Below are 18,176 nucleotides of genomic sequence, written 5' to 3' on the forward strand. Positions count from 1 at the left end.
TCCTACAGGGGACCGCGTTTTCCTGTAGGAGCTGTCGAGCAGAGCGAGGCTGCGATCTTTTGGGAGCACCGCATCTTTCAGTCGAGATCACCCATGATCCTGCCGGCAAACCCGAACACCCGACGATGTCCGTCCAGGTCGACCAACTCAACCTCGCGGCTCTGCCCCGGCTCGAAGCGCACGGCGGTGCCGGCGGGGATGTTCAGGCGCATGCCGCGGCTGGCGGCGCGGTCGAAGGTCAGGGCGTCGTTGGTTTCGAAGAAGTGATAGTGCGAGCCGACCTGGATCGGGCGGTCGCCACTGTTGGCCACCTTCAGGCTGAGGGTACGGCGACCGACGTTGAGTTCGATGTCGCCGGGCTGGATCTGGTATTCACCGGGAATCATTAATGGGCTCCCTGGAGAATCTTGTAGTAAAGCGCGGTCGATTTGTACCGGCCACTTGGGTCACAGGCGTAGTCGGGGATTTCACCTGCTTTGGTGTAACCCAAGGCTTTGTAGAAGTCTTCCGCGGGGGAGCCGGCCTCGGTGTCGAGATAGAGCATGCCGCGCTTGTACTGGAGGGCGGCGGTTTCCAGAGCGCTCATCAACTGTTGGCCCAGACCCCGGCGACGCGCATGTTCGCGCACCAGCAGTTTCTGCACTTCAGCACGGTTCAGGCCGTTGGCTTTCTGGCACAGGGTCAGTTGCACACTGGCCTGCACTTGCTCGTCTTTGACCACCACCCACAGCAGCACGTTGCCCTTGTTCAGGTTCTCCTGGACATCATCGAAATAGGCTCGGGCTTGAGTGGCGTCCAGGTTGGCCATGAACCCGACGCTGGCGCCATAGCCGACGGCGTCGAGCAGCAGATCAATCAAACCCTGACGATAGTGCGCAAAGCTTTCAACATTGACGCGGCGTAGTTGGGCGGCGTTCATGGGAAATTACTCCTTGTTGGCAGTCGGCGGTTCCGCGCCAGGATTGAGGGTCAGTTGCATAAAAGTCAGATCGAGCCAGCGACCGAACTTGGTGCCCACCTGGGGCATCTGCCCGGTCGTCACGAAGCCGGTTCGCTCATGCAGGCGAATAGAAGCGGTGTTACCGCTTTCGACGGCGGCGACCATCACGTGTTTGTCGCAGCCTTTGGCGCGTTCGATCAGCACTTCCATCAGCCGCGGGCCGAGACCATTGCCGCGCTGGTCGCTGCGCACGTAAACCGAGTGCTCGACGGTATGGCGGAAACCGTCGAACGGTCGCCAGTCACCAAATGAAGCGTAGCCCAGCACCGTGTTGTCGCCGTCGACGATCACCAGAATCGGGTAGCCCTGGGATTGCCGGGCGCTGAACCAGGCCTGGCGGTTGCCCAGGTCCACGGTCTGTTCGTTCCAGATGGCCGTGGTGTTGAGTACGGCGTCGTTGTAGATGTCGCGGATCGCCGGTAGATCGGCGTGCACCGCATCGCGGATTTGATAGGTCATGACGCGTCCTCAGGCGATCGGTTGATGAACAGTGACCAGTTTGGTGCCGTCGGGGAACGTCGCTTCGACCTGGATCTCCGGGATCATTTCCGGGATGCCTTCCATCACTTGATCGCGGCTGAGCAGGGTGGTGCCGAAGTGCATCAGCTCGGCCACGGTCTGGCCGTCACGCGCGCCTTCGAGCAGCGCAGCGGAGATGTAGGCCATGGCTTCCGGGTAATTGAGTTTCACGCCGCGCGCCAAACGCCGCTCAGCCACGAGGCCGGCGGTGAAGATCAGCAGCTTGTCTTTTTCGCGAGGGGTCAGGTCCATCGTTTGGAATCCATTGTTGGCAGAATGAAAATCTAATGTCTTGCATCCTCTTGTAGGAGCTGTCGAGTGAAACGAGGCTGCGATCTTTTGATCTTGATCTTTCCTGGCATCGCTGAAGATCAAAAGATCGCAGCCTCGTTTCACTCGACAGCTCCTACAGGGGATATGTGTTCAGGTGGCCCATATTCTTGGGGGGACAGCTTCTCGGCAGAGCAACGCAGGCCTGAGCAATCGCCACAAATCAATCAGCCAACCGCGCGCCAGCAGCGCTTCACTGGCCAGGCACCGTGCAACCAGAAGCCCCGGCAATTGCGTCAGATCTCCGCGCACTTCGTTGGGCAGAGAACGGCAACGCTCCAGCAAATCACTTTCGATGTCCCCGGTCACCAGCAACGTCGCAAACACCGGTTGCCCATCCAGCCCAATCGGCGAATCAAGCAAACCGTCATTCCCGACAATGCGCTGGCGTTCGTGCCAGAGCAACTGGCCGTCGCGGCGGATATCCAGCTGCGCCTGAAAATGCCCGAGGTCGAAGCGCTCGCCACTGGCCGGGCGACCCAGCGCCACCACGTCCCAGTAAAACAACCGCGCATCGCCTTCCAGATCAATCGAGGTGCTGAGTTCAGCCTGGGCGGCGCTGAAGATAATCGTCTCTTGTGGCAGCCATTCCAGTGTCGCGCCGGCGGCTACTTTCAAGTCGAGCTTCTGATAAGCGGGTCCCGACGCGCGATACCACTTGGCCGCGCCAGGGCTGGTGATTTGCGCCCAGGCATCAGGGCCGACACTGGCCGAGATATCCAGCCGATCACCACCGGCAATCCCGCCCGGCGGGTGCACGATGATGTGCTGGCAAACTTCCGGCCCTTCGGCATACAGATGCTTCTGCACTCGCAGCGGGCCTTTATGGCGGCGCTGAACCGGGCGCGTGCTGTCGCCGAATCGGGCGTAGCCGAGTTCCAGCTCGGCGTGCCAGCTGGGGGTAAACAGGGCAGTGGGAAGAGGTAAATTCATGGCTTCTAATTATCGTTGGGACGCTACAGATTAGATCGTAGCCTTATATCGTAACCAAACCGCGTACACCCTCGGCTTCCATATTTTCTCCGCGACCCTGTTGCACGATTTCGCCCCGGGACATCACCAGGTACTGATCGGCCAGTTCGGCGGCGAAATCGTAGAACTGCTCCACCAGCAAAATCGCCATATCACCACGGGCTGCGAGCTTCTTGATGACCGCGCCGATTTCCTTGATCACCGATGGCTGGATGCCTTCGGTGGGCTCGTCGAGAATCAGCAGGCGTGGACGGCTGGCCAACGCTCGGCCGATCGCCAATTGCTGCTGTTGACCACCGGACAAGTCACCGCCGCGCCGCTGCTTCATCTGCAGCAGCACCGGAAACAGCTCGTAGATGAACGCCGGGACTTCCTTGGCTTCAGCGCCGGGAAATCGCGACAGGCCCATCAACAGGTTTTCTTCTACGGTCAGCCGGCCGAAAATTTCCCGACCCTGAGGCACGTAAGCGATCCCGGCATGAACCCGTTGGTGTGGTTTGAACGTGGTAATCGGTTTGCCTTCCCAGTTCACCGCGCCTTCTTTGGCTGGCAGCAAACCCATCAGGCACTTCAGCAGGGTGGTTTTGCCCACACCGTTGCGCCCGAGCAGGCAGGTGACTTCACCGACTTTCACGTCAAACGTCAGGCCCCGCAGGATGTGGCTACCGCCGTAATACTGATGCAGCTTGTCGACTTGCAGCATGTTCAAATTCTCCTCAATCCCCTGTGGGAGCGAGCCTGCTCGCGAAGGCGCAGGCACATTCAACATATGAGTCGCCTGACGCGCCGCATTCGCGAGCAGGCTCGCTCCCACATAAAATCAATGCTCATAGTCTTCAGCGACCGAGGTACACCTCGATCACGCGCTCGTTGTCCTGCACCTGTTCCAGCGACCCTTCAGCCAAAACACTGCCCTGGTGCAACACGGTGACGTGGTCGGCGATGGAGCCGACGAAGCCCATGTCGTGTTCCACCACCATCAGCGAATGCTTGCCGGCCAGGCTCTTGAACAATTCGGCGGTGAATTCGGTTTCGGCGTCGGTCATGCCCGCCACCGGCTCGTCGAGCAGCAGCAGTTGCGGGTCCTGCATCAACAGCATGCCGATTTCCAGAAACTGCTTCTGACCGTGGGACAGCAAACCCGCCTGACGATTGACCGAAGTGGTCAGACGAATGGTGTCCAGCACCTCGGCGATGCGATCTTTCTGTTCGCCACTGAGGCGCGCCCGCAGGCTGGCCCACACCGATTTGTCGGTTTTCTGCGCCAGTTCCAGGTTCTCGAACACGCTCAAGGCTTCGAACACCGTCGGCTTCTGGAACTTGCGGCCGATGCCGGCCTGGGCGATTTGCACTTCGCTCATCTGAGTCAGGTCGAGGGTTTCACCGAACCAGGCCTTGCCGTGACTGGGGCGAGTCTTGCCGGTGATCACGTCCATCAGCGTGGTCTTGCCCGCGCCGTTGGGGCCGATGATGCAACGCAATTCGCCGACGCCGATGTACAGATTCAAGTCGTTCAGTGCCTTGAAACCATCGAAGCTGACGCTGATGTCTTCAAGCGTCAGGATTGTGCCGTGGCGCGTATTCAGACCGGGACCGACACGTTGGCCGAGGCCGATGGCGTCACGGCTGCTGCCGGCGTCCCTGTTGGGTTCCAGTGGCGGAAAAAACGCCGGTTCGAGCATGAATTCAGCCGTCGCAGTGACTCTCATTGTTCACCTCTTTTTTTCAGCAAACCGATCACGCCTTTGGGCAGGTACAAGGTCACGACGATGAACAGCGCGCCGAGGAAAAACAGCCAGTATTCCGGGAAAGCCACGGTGAACCAGCTCTTCATGCCGTTGACCACGCCGGCCCCGAGCAACGGGCCGATCAGCGTGCCACGACCACCCAGCGCCACCCAGACCGCGGCTTCAATGGAGTTGGTCGGCGACATTTCACTCGGGTTGATAATCCCGACTTGCGGCACGTACAGCGCGCCGGCCAGGCCACACAACACCGCGCTCAGTACCCAGACAAACAACTTGAAACCGCGTGGATCGTAACCGCAGAACATCAGACGATTTTCGGCATCTCGCAGGGCGGTCAACACCCGGCCGAACTTGCTTTGCGTTAGCCGCCAGCCGATGAACAGGCTTGCCACCAGCAACACCACGGTGGCGAAAAACAGCACCGCGCGGGTGCCCGGTTCGGTGATGCCAAAGCCGAGAATGGTGCGGAAGTTGGTGAAGCCGTTGTTGCCGCCAAACCCGGTTTCATTGCGGAAGAACAGCAGCATCCCGGCGAAGGTCAGGGCCTGGGTCATGATCGAGAAATACACGCCCTTGATTCGCGAGCGGAAGGCGAAGAACCCGAACACCAACGCCAGCAACCCCGGCGCCAACACCACCAGGCACATCGACCAGAGGAAACTGCTGGTGCCGGTCCAGTACCACGGCAACTCGGTCCACGACAGGAAGGTCATGAACGCCGGCAACTCATCACCCGAGGCCTGGCGCATCAGGTACATGCCCATCGCATAACCGCCGAGGGCGAAGAACAGGCCGTGACCAAGGGACAAGAGACCGGCGTAACCCCAGACCAGATCGAGGGCCAGCGCGACAATCGCGTAGCAGAGAATCTTGCCCACCAACGTCAGCGTGTAAGCCGAGACGTGCAACGCGCTGTCCGCCGGCAACAGCGACAGTAGCGGCAATGCCAGCAGCAGAACGAGGATCACCGCGCCGATGGCGATCGTGACTTTGGGGCCGGCCTTTTGCGTGGCCGTGAGCATCAGAGGCTGGTTCATCAGTCGATCACCCGTCCTTTCAGTGCGAAGAGGCCTTGCGGACGTTTCTGGATAAACAGAATGATCAACGCGAGGATCAGGATCTTGCCGAGCACAGCACCGATCTGCGGTTCGAGAATTTTGTTGGCGATGCCGAGGCCGAACGCGGCCAGCACGCTACCCGCCAATTGGCCGACGCCACCGAGCACCACCACCAGAAACGAGTCAATGATGTAGCTCTGGCCGAGGTCCGGACCGACGTTGCCGATCTGGCTGAGCGCTACACCGCCGAGCCCGGCAATGCCGGAGCCGAGGCCGAAGGCGAGCATGTCCACGCGTCCGGTCGGTACGCCGCAGCACGCGGCCATGTTGCGGTTCTGGGTGACGGCGCGAACGTTCAAACCCAGGCGCGTCTTGTTCAGCAGCAACCAGGTGAGGACCACAACAAACAGCGCGAACGCGATGATCACGATGCGGTTGTAGGGCAGCACGAGGTTGGGCAGCACTTGAATCCCGCCCGACAACCACGCCGGGTTGGCCACTTCGACGTTCTGCGCGCCGAACACCAGTCGCACCAGCTGAATCAGCATCAGACTGATCCCCCAGGTGGCGAGCAGGGTTTCCAGTGGGCGACCGTAGAGGTGACGAATCACCGTGCGTTCCAGCGCCATGCCGATAGCGGCCGTGACAAAAAACGCTACCGGCAGAGCGATCAGCGGATAGAACTCGATGGCTTGCGGGGCGAAGCGCTGGAACATCAACTGCACGACATAGGTCGAGTACGCGCCGAGCATCAGCATCTCGCCGTGGGCCATGTTGATCACGCCGAGCAGGCCGAAGGTGATCGCCAGACCGAGTGCGGCAAGCAACAGGATCGAACCCAGCGACATGCCACTGAAGGCTTGACCGAGGATCTCGCCGATCAGCAATTTGCGTTTGACCTGAGCGAGGCTGGTTTCGGCAGCGGTGCGTACGCCGGCGTCGGCTTCGACACCGGGTTGCAGCAGGCTTTCGAGGCGGGTGCGAGCCAGTGGGTCACCGGTTTCACCGAGCAGACGCACAGCGGCAAGGCGCACGGCCGGGTCGGTGTCCACCAGTTGCAGATTGGCCAGCGCCAGGCTCAGGGCGGCGTGAACGCTTTCGTCGTGTTCGCCAGCCAGTTGCTGGTCGAGAAATTTCAACTGCGCCGGTTTGGCGCTTTTCTGCAATTGCTGCGCGGCGGCCAGACGCGTTTTGGCGTCGGTGGCGAGCAATTGGTGGCTGGCCAGCGCGGTGTCGATCAGACCGCGCAGGCGATTGTTCAGGCGCAGGGTTTTGGCTTGGCCGTCGAGAGTCAACTCGCCTTGCTGCAAGGCGTTGATCAGCTCGATACGGGCGGGATCGGGCTGCGCGGCCCAGGCTTCCAGAAGCTTGGCTTGCTGCACGGGATTGGCCGCGACGAAGTCTTCGGCGTCGCTGGCCTGTACGGCCATCGGCAGTAAGAGCGCGAGGGCGAGGATGAAGCGGTAAAGGGCAGTGGGCATTGGTGGTGTTCCTGTTAAATCGACCCCTCACCCCAGCCCTCTCCCCAATGGGGAGAGGGGGAAAGGGGGCCGATCTTCATGCTTTTCAAATCCTGAGTTCGACTTGATTGCGCAGGTCGAAGTAGCTCGACCAGACAACTCGGTCAGTCCCCTCGCCCCTCTGGGGAGAGGGTTAGGGTGAGGGGGGGATTTCAAGCCCACCCCAAACTCCAGATCCGCCTCAGTTGCTCTTCACCGCATACTCCGGCTTCTTATCGTTACCCGATATGAACGGGCTCCACGGCTGAGCACGGATCGGCCCTTCGGTCTGCCACACAACGTTGAACTGACCGTCCGCCTGAATCTCGCCGATCATCACCGGTTTGTGCAGGTGGTGGTTGGTCTTGTCCATGGTCAGCGTGTAACCCGACGGCGCGGCAAAGGTCTGGCCGGCGAGGGCTTCGCGGACTTTGTTGACGTCGGTGGACTTGGCTTTCTCAGCCGCTTGCGCCCACATGTGAATGCCCACGTACGTGGCTTCCATCGGGTCGTTGGTCACCGCTTTGTCGGCGCCCGGCAGGTTGTGTTTCTTGGCGTAGGCTTTCCAGTCGGCAACGAACTTCTTGTTCGCCGGGTTCTCGACCGACTCGAAGTAATTCCACGCCGCGAGGTTGCCCACCAGTGGCTTGGTGTCGATACCGCGCAGCTCTTCTTCACCCACCGAGAACGCCACGACCGGAACGTCAGTGGCTTTCAAGCCCTGGTTGGCCAGCTCTTTATAGAACGGCACGTTGGAGTCGCCGTTGACGGTGGAGATGACCGCTGTCTTGCCACCGGCCGAGAATTTTTTGATGTTGGCCACGATGGTTTGATAGTCGCTGTGGCCGAACGGGGTGTAGACCTCTTCGATGTCCTTGTCCGCCACACCTTTAGAATGCAGGAACGAGCGCAGAATCTTGTTGGTGGTGCGCGGGTAAACGTAGTCGGTGCCCAACAGGAAGTAACGCTTGGCGCTGCCACCTTCTTCGCTCATCAGGTATTCCACCGCCGGGATCGCCTGCTGGTTCGGCGCGGCGCCGGTGTAGAACACGTTCGGCGACATCTCTTCACCTTCGTATTGCACCGGGTAAAACAGCAGGCCGTTGAGTTCTTCGAACACCGGCAACACCGATTTACGCGACACCGACGTCCAGCAACCGAACACCACGGCGACCTTGTCCTGAGTCAGCAGTTGACGGCCCTTTTCAGCGAACAACGGCCAGTTCGACGCCGGGTCAACGACCACCGGCTCCAGCATCTTGCCGTTCACGCCACCCTTGGCGTTGATCTCGTCGATGGTCATCAACGCCATGTCTTTGAGCGACGTTTCGGAGATCGCCATGGTGCCGGACAACGAATGCAGAATACCGACCTTGATGGTCTCGGCGGCCTGGACAGTCCAGGTCATGCCCATCGCGGCAATGCTTGCCGATAGTGTGAAAGCCTTGATCAAGCTGCGACGCTTCATTGTGCGATCTCCATGAATTTATGAATTTTCTTGGTTGGCAGATGCGGACTACTGAAGGGTCTTTAGCAAGGGCTGTGCCTGGTCGGCAAAAGGCAGGGAAATGTCGTATTAGAGCGGTTGCGCGGTTTGGCGGCGCACCATGAAGGGACGAGGTCGGGGCGGTGGTGCGAGAGGGTGCGCCACATTGGGGCGCAGACCTTGCAGACAATACCGATCCAATGTGGGAGCGGCGGTGCGACGATTCGACTTGCTCGCGAAGACGGCGGCACATCCAGCATCAATGTGACTGACACACCGCTTTCGCGAGCAAGTCGAATCGTCGCACCGCCGCTCCCACATTTGAATTGTGTCGGGTGCGGGATCTGTGGACGACGATCAACCCCTGTGGGAGCGAGCCTGCTCGCGATAGCGGAGTGTCAGGCGCAGGGATGTTGAATGTGCTGCCGTTTTCGCGAGCAGGCTCACTCCCACATTTGTTTTTTGTGGTGTATTTAGGTGGGAACGACGTTGTCCACCGCGCGGTTCACGGCCAGTTCCGCCAGCATGATGATTTGCTGAATCGCCATCACCTTATGGCGTTGCGGGCCGATCATGTCGGCGGCGAAATCGCTGGCCATGACACTGGCTGACGCCAACGATTCACAGGCATTGACCAACAGGCTTTCGGTGTCGTTGTCCGGGGCGATCATGAACATGGTGCTGGGGCGGCGGGGTTTTTCCGCGTAGTGCACCGGCGGATCGAGGTAGTAGTCGAGGGCGCGTTTGATGGCGTCGCGATCTCGGAGCAGGTCGTCGTCGCGTGATGGTTCGGGATCGGGGGTGGTGGTGTCGATGGGTGGATCTGGAACTATCTTCTTATTCATTGAAACGTCCTCTAAGCAATTGGAACCATCACTCATCGTTTCTCACGCGACGGAGTGGTGGCAGCTATGTGCGGAGTGAGAAACCGGTAGAGGACTAATTCCGGCCGGACCGAAGTCCGCCCGCACACAGCCGCCATAGAACATTGCAGGCAGCAAATAAGCTGGCGGCAATTATGGTGGTACTGGCGGTGTATTAAAACCTCTACCGGGCTCTCACACCCGATCACTGAGTCTTCAGTGACAGCCACAGACTAGAGAGCCCGCTTCCGACGAACAACCTGAAAAAGGCGTGGGAAACTTCCAGATTCCGACACATCCATTAAACAAAAAAATGGAGCTCCCCCGATTTCTGTAGCAGCTGTCGAGTGAAACGAGGCTGCGAGCTTTTGATCCTGAAAAATCAAGGTCAAAGGCTCGCAGCCTCGTTTCACTCGACCGTTGCTACAGGAGACCCTGTAAATTTTAGCGGCGGCGCATGAGGCCGATGAAGAACAGGCCGCCGATGGCGGCGGTGGCGACGCCGATGGGCAGGTCCTCGGGGGCGATCAGGGTGCGGGCGGCGACATCGACCCACACAAGAAAGACGCTGCCGAGCAACACGCACACCGGCAGCAATCGCCGATGCTCCGCCCCGACCAACCGACGCGCAATGTGCGGCACCATCAGCCCGACAAACCCGATAGACCCGCTGATCGACACCAACACCCCAGTCATCAGCGACGCAATCAAAAACACCCGCAACCGCACGGTGCGAGCATTGAGCCCGAGGGTCACCGCTGTCTGTTCACCGGCCATTAACGCATTCAACGGCCGCGCCATACCCAGCAGCAACACCAGCCCCAACAACACGCTCGCCGCCGGCACCGCGAGCAATTCCCAGCGCGCCAACCCTAGCCCGCCGAGCATCCAGAACATCACCGCCGAACTCGCGCGGTGATCGCCGAGAAACAGCAGCAGGTTAGCAATCGCCATCATCACAAAGGACACCGCTACTCCGCACAGCAGCAGCCGATCACTGTCCAGTCGACCGTTGCGGTTGGCGATTATCAGCACGATCAGCATGCTCGCCAACGCGCCGATAAATGCCGCAATCGGCAAGGTCAGCAAGCCGACGATTTCACCAACATGCAGCACCACAATCACCGCGCCGAGGGTCGCGCCGGAGGTGACCCCGAGCAAATGCGGGTCGGCCAATGGATTGCGTGTCACCGCTTGCAGCACTGCACCGATCAGCGCCAATCCGGCACCCACCAAAGCGCCGAGTAACATCCGCGGAACACGAATCAACCAGACGATGTGTTCCTGCCCGGCGGCCCAGTCCGGCACGCCGAAACCGAAAATCTTGTGCAGCAAAATCCGCCACACCACCTCCACCGGCACCCGCGCCGGGCCAAAGCCCAGCGACACCACACACGACACCAGCAACAACGCGCCGAGGGCGATCAGCAACACAGCGTAGCGACGATTGATCATCCGCCGTGGAAACCCTTGGCCAGGGTTTCGACCGCCAGCACGTTGTCGATGCCTGGCGTGGCCTGCACATACGGAATCACGATGAAGCGCTGATTCTTGATCGCGTCCACCGATTGCAGGGCTTTGTTGTTGAGCAAGAATTGCTCTTTTTGCTCGGCGGTGACTTCGCCGTAATCGACGATCACGATCACCTGCGGATTGCGCTCGACCACGTTCTCCCAGTTGACCCGGGTCCAACTGGCCTCGACGTCATCCAGAATGTTGCGCCCGCCCGCCGCATCGATCAGTGCCTGCGGCATGCCGAGGCGCCCGGAAGTCATGGCCCGATCTTCACCGCTGTCGTAGAGGAACACGCGAGGTTTGTCCGCCGGCAGATCCTGGCGAACCTCGGCGACCTGCGTCTGCATCTCGGCGATCAAAGCATTGGCGCGATCCTGCACGTCGAAGATTTTTCCGAGGTTGCGCAGGTCGTTGTAGGTGTCTTCCAAGCTGGCCGGCGGACGCTTCATCACGAACGCGCAGGACTCGGTCAGCTCGTAGACATTGATGCCCAGCGGCTGCAACGTTTGCGGCGTGAGGTCACCGCCCACGCGCATGCCGTAATCCCAGCCGGCGAAGAAGAAATCGACGTTGGCGTTGAGCAGGGTTTCCACCGATGGGTACTTGGCCGCCAGCTCCGGCAAACCGTCCAGGATGCTCTGCATCTGCGGCGTGACCGACTTCCAGCCGGTCACGCCGCTGTAGCCGGCCATGCTGGGTTTGAGGCCGAGGGCGAGCATCATCTGGGTCATGTTGATGTCGTGGCTGACCGCGTGTTTCGGCGCTTGCTTGAAGGTCACTTCGCGGTTGCAGCTCTGAATCGTCAGCGGATATTTGGTGGCCTCGGCAAATGCTTGGGCATTGCCCAGCAACAGAGCGGCACAAAGCAGGGAACGCAAAGTCATGGTTGGGTTATCCAGGTGATTCGTGGGTAGCCGTGCAAGGGATGTTCATCGATCAGCGCTTCGACGCCGAACACATCGTGCAGCAGTGGGGCGGTCAGGACTTCTTTCGGCGTGCCGCTGGCGACGATGCGCCCGTGATTGATCACGTACAGCCGATCGCAGAAAGCGGCCGCCAGGTTCAGGTCGTGGATACTCGCCAGGGTGCCGATCTTCAGGCGTTTGACCAGTCGCAGCAGTTCGAGCTGAAAGCGCGGGTCGAGGTGATTGGTCGGCTCGTCGAGGATCAGCATTTGCGGTTGCTGAGCCAGGGCACGGGCGAGGATCACGCGCTGCTTTTCACCACCGGAGAGGGTAGCGAAGTCATGGTCTTCGAAACCTTTGAGGCCGACCGATTCCAATGCTTGCGTCGCAAGGTGTCGGTCTTCGAGGGTGTCGCCATCGAACAGGCCTTTGTGCGGCGTGCGACCCATGGCGACCACTTCGTTGACGGTCAGGCCGAAGGCGTCGGGGAACTCCTGCAAGACCACGGCGATGCGTTGCGCGCACCAGCGTGAGGACTGCTTCCAGACGTTGTGGTGATCAAGCTTGACCTCGCCGCTCTCGGGTTTGTTGAAGCGCCAGGCACAACGCAGCAGGCTGGTTTTGCCGCTGCCGTTGGGCCCGATCAACCCGATCAACCCGACAAACTCACCGGCAGCCACGTGCAAGGAGGCATCACGCAGCTGGAACTGGTGATGGCAATGGCCGTGGCCCAGGGGTGTCCAGGCGAGGTTTTTGAGGTTGAGCGAGGTCATGCATTTGCTCTGAGATGTTTGGCGATGCTGATGACGCTTTCGCGAGCAGGCTCGCTCCCACAGGTATTGCGTAATCCCTGTGGGAGCGAACCTGTGCGCGAAGGGCGATTTGAGCCCGAACATAATTATTGCGTTACACAGTAACACTAAAAATAACTATGAGATAAACGCCAGAAGTCTACAGATCCCTCTAAACCGCGCATCTCGCCTGTTTCATGATGAAGGTGAGGCCGATTCAGTTTGCCGATTGAATCGCGACAGCAGCACCCGGTCCAGCACCCAAACCACCACCAGCGAAGCGCCCACCAACGGAAACGCTACCGCCAATGCAAACATGATAACCATCGCGGTTTTCCATTTCGGCAGGTCATGGCGCAGCGGCGGAACACCGAATTTTCCCTGTGGACGGCGCTTCCACCAGATCACCACGCCACTGACGGCGCTGAGCAAAATCATCAGGCAGATCAGCAGCACGATGATCTGGTTGAACACGCCGAACATTTTACCTTCGTGCAGCATCACGCCGATTTCCGTCGCGCGGGCGACGGTACCGTATTGGGCGTAGCGCACGTCGGCGAGGACGTCGCCGGTGTACTGATCCACATGCAGCGTGGCGTCGCTGCGCGGGTCGTCGGCGAACACCGCGATGGTGAACACGCCGGTGGCGGTTGTCGGCAAGGTGATGCTGTAGCCCGGTTCGACCTTGCGTTGCGCAGCGATGTTCTGCACGTCCTGCAAGCTGATGGTCGGCGCGGCGGGGGCCGTTTGCGTACCGCCGTGGGCCATGTGTTCGGCGTGGTCGCCGGACATCGGCATCGGTGTGTTTTCCATCGCCCAAGGCACGGTCTGGCGAGTGGCGGTGTTGAGGCTGCGGGCCTCGACATCGGACTTCGGTACGTCGTCCCACATTGCTGCCGGAAAGACATTCCACACTTCGGCGTATTGCTTGCCCCAGAACCCGGTCCAGGTCATGCCGCTGAGCAGCATCACCAGCAGCAACGACGCGCCCCAGAACCCGGTCACCGCGTGCAGGTCACGCCAGAGCACTCGACCGCGACTGCTCAAGCGTGGCCACAGGATGCCGGCCGCCTGGCCGCGCGGCCACCACAGAAAGACGCCGGAGACCACCAACACCACGCCCCAACCGGCGGCCAGTTCGATCAGTCGATCACCGACGGTGCCGATCATCAACTCGCCATGAATGGCTCGCGCAACCGCTTGCAGATTCTTTTTGGCGTCTTGCTCGCCGAGGATGTCGCCCTGGTAGGGATCGACGAAAACGTTGAGCTCGTTACCACCATTGAGCACGACAAATTGCGCGCTGCGCTCGGCGTTGAGCGGTGGCAAATACTGCTTGATCGTGGCTTGTGGGTAAGCCTCTTTCACCCGCTTGAGCAGGTCATCGGCCGGGACGCTGTGATGCCCGGCCGGGACCTTCAGCAGGCTGCCGTACATCAGCGGATCGAGTTGCGGTTTGAACAGGTAAATGATGCCGGTCAGGGCCAGCATCACCATGAAAGGCGCGACGAACAGACCGGCATAGAAATGCCAGCGCCAGGCCAGGTTGTAGAAATTCACTTTGGGCTGTTTCATTGGTTGTGCTCCGCTTGGCTTGGGTCTTTTGTTGTTGTCTGGTGACTGCTGCGCAGTCATTCGCGAGCAGGCTCGCTCCCACAGGATCAACACTGTTCATGTGGGAGCGGGCTTGCCCGCGATGCTCTTAAAAGCTCATGTCCACTTTGGTCCAGAGCGTGCGCCCCGGTTCTTTGATGGCTTGCGGGTCATTGGCCGGGTAGCCGAAACCGGCGTTGCCGGCCAGGTTCAAGTGTTCGGCGTACGCCTTGCCGAACAGGTTGTCGACGCCGGTGCTGACCTTCCAGTGTTTGTCGATCCGATACGCACCGTTGAGCGAGAACACGCCAAAACCCGAGGTTTTGTCGAAGTCCTTGCCGACGACGTTGCCCTTGTTCTGGTCGATGCGGTTTTGCGCCGCAACGACCCTCCACAAGGCCCCGGCGCTCCAGTTGTCTTCGCTGTAGGTCAGGCCGAAACGCGCGTCCAGCGGCGGCATTTGCGGCAGTGCATTACCGTCGCTACTGTTTTTGCCCCAGGCGTAGGCCAGGGTCGCATCGGCCTTCCAGTGGGAGGTCAGCTTGTAGGCCGCACCCAATTCGCCGCCCATGATCCGTGCGTCGATGTTCTGTGCTTGCGAGGTCATGCCCATCATCCCGGGCGTGTAGCTGAACAGGATGTAGTCGCGCACTTGCCCGACGTAACCCGAGGCCCAGGCTTCGAGGTCTTCGGTTTTGTATTGCAGGCCGAAGTCGAGCTGGGTGGTTTTTTCAGGCTTGATCGAATCGAAGGCATTCACCGAACCGGCAGGCCCCGAGTTCGGCGAAAACAGCTCCCAGTAATCCGGGAAACGCTGGGTGTGACCGAGGCCGGCATACAGCGTGGTCGGACTGTCAGCCAGGTCATGCTCGTAACGGACGAAACCGCTCGGCAATGTGTCGGCGCGGGTGTCGTCGGCGGTCGGGTTAGGGCGCGCCATCATCCCGGAGCCAGTGGTCTGCCGGAAATCCTTGGCCGAAGCGCGGTCCAGTCGCGCGCCGGTAATCAGCCGGTCACGGTCGGCGGCGTACCAGGTCAATTCGCTGAACACGCCGTAGTTGTGAAAGTCGGCGTCCTTGTTGCGCGGCAGATCCTTGTAGACGTCGATGCCCATGGCGCTGCGTTGGCGATGTTCGCTGGTCTGCGCATCGATGCCGCTGATCAACTGCACATCGGCCCAGCGCCAGGTGGCTTTGATCCGTGCGCCGAGGGTTCGACGGTCGACGTTGGAGGCCATGGGACCGGCCATCATTCCGGTGCCGGACGGCGTGCGCAGGGTGTAGTTGTCCATCACGTGGTCGGCATAGTTGTAGTAGATCTGCGCCTCGACCTTATCCAGCACATCACCGATGTTCGACCTTTCGAATCGCAGGCCCAGGCTTTCGCGCTTGAACTGCGAGCCGTCCATGCCGCGCCCGGCGTAACGCGCTTCGCCGTCGCCCTTGCCGGCGGTCAGTTCCAGCAGGGTGTCGGTGTCCGGCGTCCAGCCGAATGCCACGTCACCGTTCCATTTGTCATAGCGCGACGGCACGGTGTCGTTGTTGCCGTCCTGGTAGTCATCGGCCTGCGCGGTGTTGCCGATCACTCGCACGTAACCCAATGGCCCGCCGGCAGCAGCGTCCACCACTTTGTCAAAACGGCCGTCGGAGCCGGCCAGCACGCTGGCGTTCACCCGGGTGCCGAGTTCGCCGAAGCTTTCCGGCTCACGGTCGAAGAGGATGGTCCCGGCCGATGCGCCCGGTCCCCAGAGCACGGTTTGCGGGCCTTTGATCACGGTCAGTTTGTCGTAGGTTTCCGGCGAGATGTACGAAGTTGGTGCGTCCATTCGGCTGGGGCAGGCGCCGAGCAACTGGCCGCCGTTGGTGAGGATGTTCAACCGCGAGCCGAACATGCCGCGCAACACCGGGTCGCCGTTGGTGCCGCCATTGCGTACCAGGGCGAAGCCGGGGATGGTTTTCAGGTAGTCGCCACCGTCGCTGGCCGGCACCGGTTGGCGCGGATCCTTGGGGTTGGTGACGATGGTCAGCGGTGAACTCGGCGCGATGGCGGTGATCACCGTCGGGCTCAGTTCTTCACTGTGGCCCGCGTGTTCATCGGCCAGCACCATAGGTGTCAGCAGTGCACCGCAAAAGAAGGCGGTGGCGTGCCTGAAACGAATACTGGATTCGTTCGGGGCAAAAGAAGCTTGGGCAGCGCTCAAGCGTGTGTCAGCAGAAAACCTGGACATGACAATTTCCATCGAACAGTCGTAAACGACACGGCCGGCAGCCTGCGGCTGTCTTCTAAACCGTGTGAGATCGGAGGTAGGTGTTTACGCGTCGATGGGCGGGGCGCGGGTGCGGGCGCCGGGGAAGAAGGTTTGCCGGGCGTGGCCCAGGCGAGGGGAAGGTGTGGTGAAAGTGGTGGCTTTTGGCGTGTCGAATGCGACGAAGGACTGGCCGCCGGTCAGCGCCGGGCAATTGAATAGCAGGCTGCAATAGCCGCATTTTTCCCAGAGCGCGTGATGTGCGACTTTTGGCGGGCAGTGTTCGGCAGCGGGTTGTGCGTCGTGGTCGGCGTGCTCCATCGCCGACATGTCCATGCTCATCGACATCGACATCGACATCGACATCGACATCGAGGCGCGTTGATCCATCGGCATCGACTGGGAAATCAGCGGGCCGATAAAGATCATCAACATGGCGAACAGGCTGATCCAGCTGCCGCGCGTCAGGCTTAACGGCTGACGACGGTGTGCGGATGACCTGGCGCTAAGCGGGCGCATGGCGTTTTCTGCTCAGTCGATTACTGGGCGTGGGCGTGTATCTGCATGCCTTCCGGCGGCTTCTTCTGCACCGAGACGTCGACCGTCACGTCGCCGGACTTCTCGAAGTGCATCGTCAGCGGGAAGCGCTTGCCATCGCTCAGCTGACTGCGATCTTTCAGGTTTACCAGCATCACGTGATAGGCCATCGGCGCAAAGGTGATGTTGCCACCGGCAGGAATGTCGACGCTCGGCACCTGCTGCATTTTCATCAGATCGTTTTGCATAACGTGCTCGTGCAACTGGGCTTCGCCTGCAATGGGCGAGTCGACACTGAGCAGCCGGTCAGCCGTTTTACCGTTGTTGTGAATCACGAAGTAAGCCGCAACTGTTGGCGCATTGGGTGGCAACTCTTGCGACCACGGATGAGCGATCTCCAGCTCCCCGGCCTTGTATTCGTGAGCATTGGCAAAACAGGCAGGCAGCAGCAACACAGCCAGGACGATGAGTTTGTTCAACATGGCAGTTCTCCAGAACGATTCAATACGCAGGTCAATTGCGAGAAGGAATCACACCAGAGGGGAAGCACGAGGATTGAGACTTGGCCATTGCTGGCGTGGTGTCGGTGTATCGAGAGAGGCGTGAGGCAGGCTTCGATTGGCCTCGAACTGCGCAAGGTACAGTTGCGGCATGTGCCCGGGCAGCGCCACCAGTGGCGCGGAACCTGAACAGCACCAGCAGTGCTGCATGTTGGAGTGATCGTCACTCTGCGGGGTTTTCTGTTCGATATCGCCCAGGGAAATCGCCATCATCTTCGTGCCGCTGGACGAACAGAAACTGCCCCACAGCAACTGCACGGCAGGCGATTTCGCCGTCTGCGCCATCGCTCCGGTCATCGGCATGGCGAGCACGTTGAACAGCACTGCGAAGCAGGCGATCCAGGCAAATGCGAGCCGTTGTCGGGACATGGGACAAATCCAGTGGGTGGGCGATCAGGCGCGGTTATTTAGCCTGATCAGGGCCGATAAGTAAAAAAGCGGCGTGCGGTGTGGTGTCGCAGCGCCATGCTCCATAGCCTTCATGATAGTCGTGAATTACGGATTGCCAGTGCCGTGCGGATCAGCCATCACACAATTTTGTAGCAGCTGCCGAAG

At 60.3% G+C, this 18,176-nt stretch carries 19 protein-coding genes; all 19 read right to left on the minus strand.

Annotated elements, in window-relative coordinates:
• Positions 1–77: 77 nt before the first annotated feature.
• Positions 78–386 carry an urease subunit beta gene (locus ACYZTW_RS03830; protein ID WP_462003798.1) on the minus strand — a complete coding sequence of 103 codons (309 nt, stop codon included), beginning with the start codon at positions 384–386 and terminating at the stop codon, positions 78–80.
• Positions 386–919, minus strand: coding sequence for a GNAT family N-acetyltransferase (locus ACYZTW_RS03835; protein ID WP_462003799.1), 534 nt, complete (start codon positions 917–919; stop codon positions 386–388). Before ACYZTW_RS03835 ends, ACYZTW_RS03830 begins: the two co-directional genes overlap by 1 nt.
• A gap of 6 nt (positions 920–925) precedes the next feature.
• Complete coding sequence (locus ACYZTW_RS03840) at positions 926–1,459, minus strand: GNAT family N-acetyltransferase (RefSeq protein WP_462003800.1); 534 nt, start codon at positions 1,457–1,459, stop codon at positions 926–928.
• Positions 1,460–1,468: 9 nt separating this feature from the next.
• Entirely contained in the window at positions 1,469–1,771 is a 303-nt protein-coding gene (ureA, locus tag ACYZTW_RS03845; RefSeq protein WP_269379893.1) for an urease subunit gamma, read from the minus strand.
• Between the two features lie 171 nt (positions 1,772–1,942).
• Entirely contained in the window at positions 1,943–2,782 is an 840-nt protein-coding gene (locus ACYZTW_RS03850; RefSeq protein ID WP_462003801.1) for an urease accessory protein UreD, read from the minus strand.
• A gap of 43 nt (positions 2,783–2,825) precedes the next feature.
• The gene (urtE, locus tag ACYZTW_RS03855; protein ID WP_129438890.1) at positions 2,826–3,524 is read right to left on the minus strand and encodes an urea ABC transporter ATP-binding subunit UrtE; all 699 of its coding nucleotides are present in this window, start codon (positions 3,522–3,524) and stop codon (positions 2,826–2,828) included.
• Positions 3,525–3,657: 133 nt separating this feature from the next.
• Positions 3,658–4,530 (minus strand): urea ABC transporter ATP-binding protein UrtD, encoded by an 873-nt coding sequence (gene urtD, locus ACYZTW_RS03860; RefSeq protein ID WP_462003802.1) that lies wholly within the window; start codon positions 4,528–4,530, stop codon positions 3,658–3,660.
• Complete coding sequence (gene urtC, locus ACYZTW_RS03865; protein ID WP_462003803.1) at positions 4,527–5,606, minus strand: urea ABC transporter permease subunit UrtC; 1,080 nt, start codon at positions 5,604–5,606, stop codon at positions 4,527–4,529. Before urtC ends, urtD begins: the two co-directional genes overlap by 4 nt.
• A complete protein-coding gene (gene urtB / locus ACYZTW_RS03870; RefSeq protein WP_462003804.1) occupies positions 5,606–7,108 on the minus strand; it encodes an urea ABC transporter permease subunit UrtB in 1,503 nt (500 codons plus the stop codon). Before urtB ends, urtC begins: the two co-directional genes overlap by 1 nt.
• Positions 7,109–7,328: 220 nt before the next feature.
• Positions 7,329–8,594 (minus strand): urea ABC transporter substrate-binding protein, encoded by a 1,266-nt coding sequence (gene urtA, locus ACYZTW_RS03875; protein WP_462003805.1) that lies wholly within the window; start codon positions 8,592–8,594, stop codon positions 7,329–7,331.
• Between the two features lie 491 nt (positions 8,595–9,085).
• A complete protein-coding gene (locus tag ACYZTW_RS03880) occupies positions 9,086–9,457 on the minus strand; it encodes a DUF6124 family protein (RefSeq protein WP_462003807.1) in 372 nt (123 codons plus the stop codon).
• A 462-nt stretch (positions 9,458–9,919) separates the two neighbouring features.
• Complete coding sequence (locus ACYZTW_RS03885) at positions 9,920–10,930, minus strand: FecCD family ABC transporter permease (protein ID WP_462003808.1); 1,011 nt, start codon at positions 10,928–10,930, stop codon at positions 9,920–9,922.
• The gene (locus tag ACYZTW_RS03890; RefSeq protein ID WP_462003809.1) at positions 10,927–11,874 is read right to left on the minus strand and encodes an ABC transporter substrate-binding protein; all 948 of its coding nucleotides are present in this window, start codon (positions 11,872–11,874) and stop codon (positions 10,927–10,929) included. Before ACYZTW_RS03890 ends, ACYZTW_RS03885 begins: the two co-directional genes overlap by 4 nt.
• Positions 11,871–12,668 carry an ABC transporter ATP-binding protein gene (locus ACYZTW_RS03895; RefSeq protein WP_462003810.1) on the minus strand — a complete coding sequence of 266 codons (798 nt, stop codon included), beginning with the start codon at positions 12,666–12,668 and terminating at the stop codon, positions 11,871–11,873. The genes ACYZTW_RS03890 and ACYZTW_RS03895 overlap by 4 nt, the downstream gene beginning before the upstream one ends.
• 213 nt (positions 12,669–12,881) lie before the next feature.
• Positions 12,882–14,261 carry a PepSY-associated TM helix domain-containing protein gene (locus ACYZTW_RS03900; protein ID WP_462003811.1) on the minus strand — a complete coding sequence of 460 codons (1,380 nt, stop codon included), beginning with the start codon at positions 14,259–14,261 and terminating at the stop codon, positions 12,882–12,884.
• Between the two features lie 127 nt (positions 14,262–14,388).
• Positions 14,389–16,506 carry a TonB-dependent copper receptor gene (locus tag ACYZTW_RS03905; protein WP_462003812.1) on the minus strand — a complete coding sequence of 706 codons (2,118 nt, stop codon included), beginning with the start codon at positions 16,504–16,506 and terminating at the stop codon, positions 14,389–14,391.
• An 84-nt stretch (positions 16,507–16,590) separates the two neighbouring features.
• Positions 16,591–17,043 carry a DUF2946 domain-containing protein gene (locus ACYZTW_RS03910; RefSeq protein WP_462003814.1) on the minus strand — a complete coding sequence of 151 codons (453 nt, stop codon included), beginning with the start codon at positions 17,041–17,043 and terminating at the stop codon, positions 16,591–16,593.
• Positions 17,044–17,063: 20 nt separating this feature from the next.
• Positions 17,064–17,543, minus strand: a complete 480-nt coding sequence (locus ACYZTW_RS03915) for a copper chaperone PCu(A)C (RefSeq protein WP_462003815.1) — start codon at positions 17,541–17,543, stop codon at positions 17,064–17,066.
• 48 nt (positions 17,544–17,591) lie between these two features.
• Positions 17,592–17,990, minus strand: coding sequence for a DUF2946 domain-containing protein (locus ACYZTW_RS03920; protein WP_462003816.1), 399 nt, complete (start codon positions 17,988–17,990; stop codon positions 17,592–17,594).
• Positions 17,991–18,176: the final 186 nt, after the last annotated feature.

The sequence above is a fragment of the Pseudomonas sp. LB3P25 genome (assembly GCF_054897985.1).

Bases quoted from the DNA above. Each gene is read 5' to 3' on its own strand.
- ACYZTW_RS03850 (WP_462003801.1), bottom strand. From the start codon at position 2,782: ATGAATTTACCTCTTCCCACTGCCCTGTTTACCCCCAGCTGGCACGCC.
- ACYZTW_RS03895 (WP_462003810.1), bottom strand. From the start codon at position 12,668: ATGACCTCGCTCAACCTCAAAAACCTCGCCTGGACACCCCTGGGCCAC.
- ureA (WP_269379893.1), bottom strand. From the start codon at position 1,771: ATGGACCTGACCCCTCGCGAAAAAGACAAGCTGCTGATCTTCACCGCC.
- ACYZTW_RS03905 (WP_462003812.1), bottom strand. From the start codon at position 16,506: ATGTCCAGGTTTTCTGCTGACACACGCTTGAGCGCTGCCCAAGCTTCT.
- urtD (WP_462003802.1), bottom strand. From the start codon at position 4,530: ATGAGAGTCACTGCGACGGCTGAATTCATGCTCGAACCGGCGTTTTTT.
- ACYZTW_RS03885 (WP_462003808.1), bottom strand. From the start codon at position 10,930: ATGATCAATCGTCGCTACGCTGTGTTGCTGATCGCCCTCGGCGCGTTG.
- ACYZTW_RS03915 (WP_462003815.1), bottom strand. From the start codon at position 17,543: ATGTTGAACAAACTCATCGTCCTGGCTGTGTTGCTGCTGCCTGCCTGT.
- ACYZTW_RS03910 (WP_462003814.1), bottom strand. From the start codon at position 17,043: ATGCGCCCGCTTAGCGCCAGGTCATCCGCACACCGTCGTCAGCCGTTA.
- urtE (WP_129438890.1), bottom strand. From the start codon at position 3,524: ATGCTGCAAGTCGACAAGCTGCATCAGTATTACGGCGGTAGCCACATC.
- urtC (WP_462003803.1), bottom strand. From the start codon at position 5,606: ATGAACCAGCCTCTGATGCTCACGGCCACGCAAAAGGCCGGCCCCAAA.
- ACYZTW_RS03880 (WP_462003807.1), bottom strand. From the start codon at position 9,457: ATGAATAAGAAGATAGTTCCAGATCCACCCATCGACACCACCACCCCC.
- ACYZTW_RS03835 (WP_462003799.1), bottom strand. From the start codon at position 919: ATGAACGCCGCCCAACTACGCCGCGTCAATGTTGAAAGCTTTGCGCAC.
- ACYZTW_RS03890 (WP_462003809.1), bottom strand. From the start codon at position 11,874: ATGACTTTGCGTTCCCTGCTTTGTGCCGCTCTGTTGCTGGGCAATGCC.
- ACYZTW_RS03840 (WP_462003800.1), bottom strand. From the start codon at position 1,459: ATGACCTATCAAATCCGCGATGCGGTGCACGCCGATCTACCGGCGATC.
- ACYZTW_RS03900 (WP_462003811.1), bottom strand. From the start codon at position 14,261: ATGAAACAGCCCAAAGTGAATTTCTACAACCTGGCCTGGCGCTGGCAT.
- urtA (WP_462003805.1), bottom strand. From the start codon at position 8,594: ATGAAGCGTCGCAGCTTGATCAAGGCTTTCACACTATCGGCAAGCATT.
- ACYZTW_RS03920 (WP_462003816.1), bottom strand. From the start codon at position 17,990: ATGTCCCGACAACGGCTCGCATTTGCCTGGATCGCCTGCTTCGCAGTG.
- urtB (WP_462003804.1), bottom strand. From the start codon at position 7,108: ATGCCCACTGCCCTTTACCGCTTCATCCTCGCCCTCGCGCTCTTACTG.
- ACYZTW_RS03830 (WP_462003798.1), bottom strand. From the start codon at position 386: ATGATTCCCGGTGAATACCAGATCCAGCCCGGCGACATCGAACTCAAC.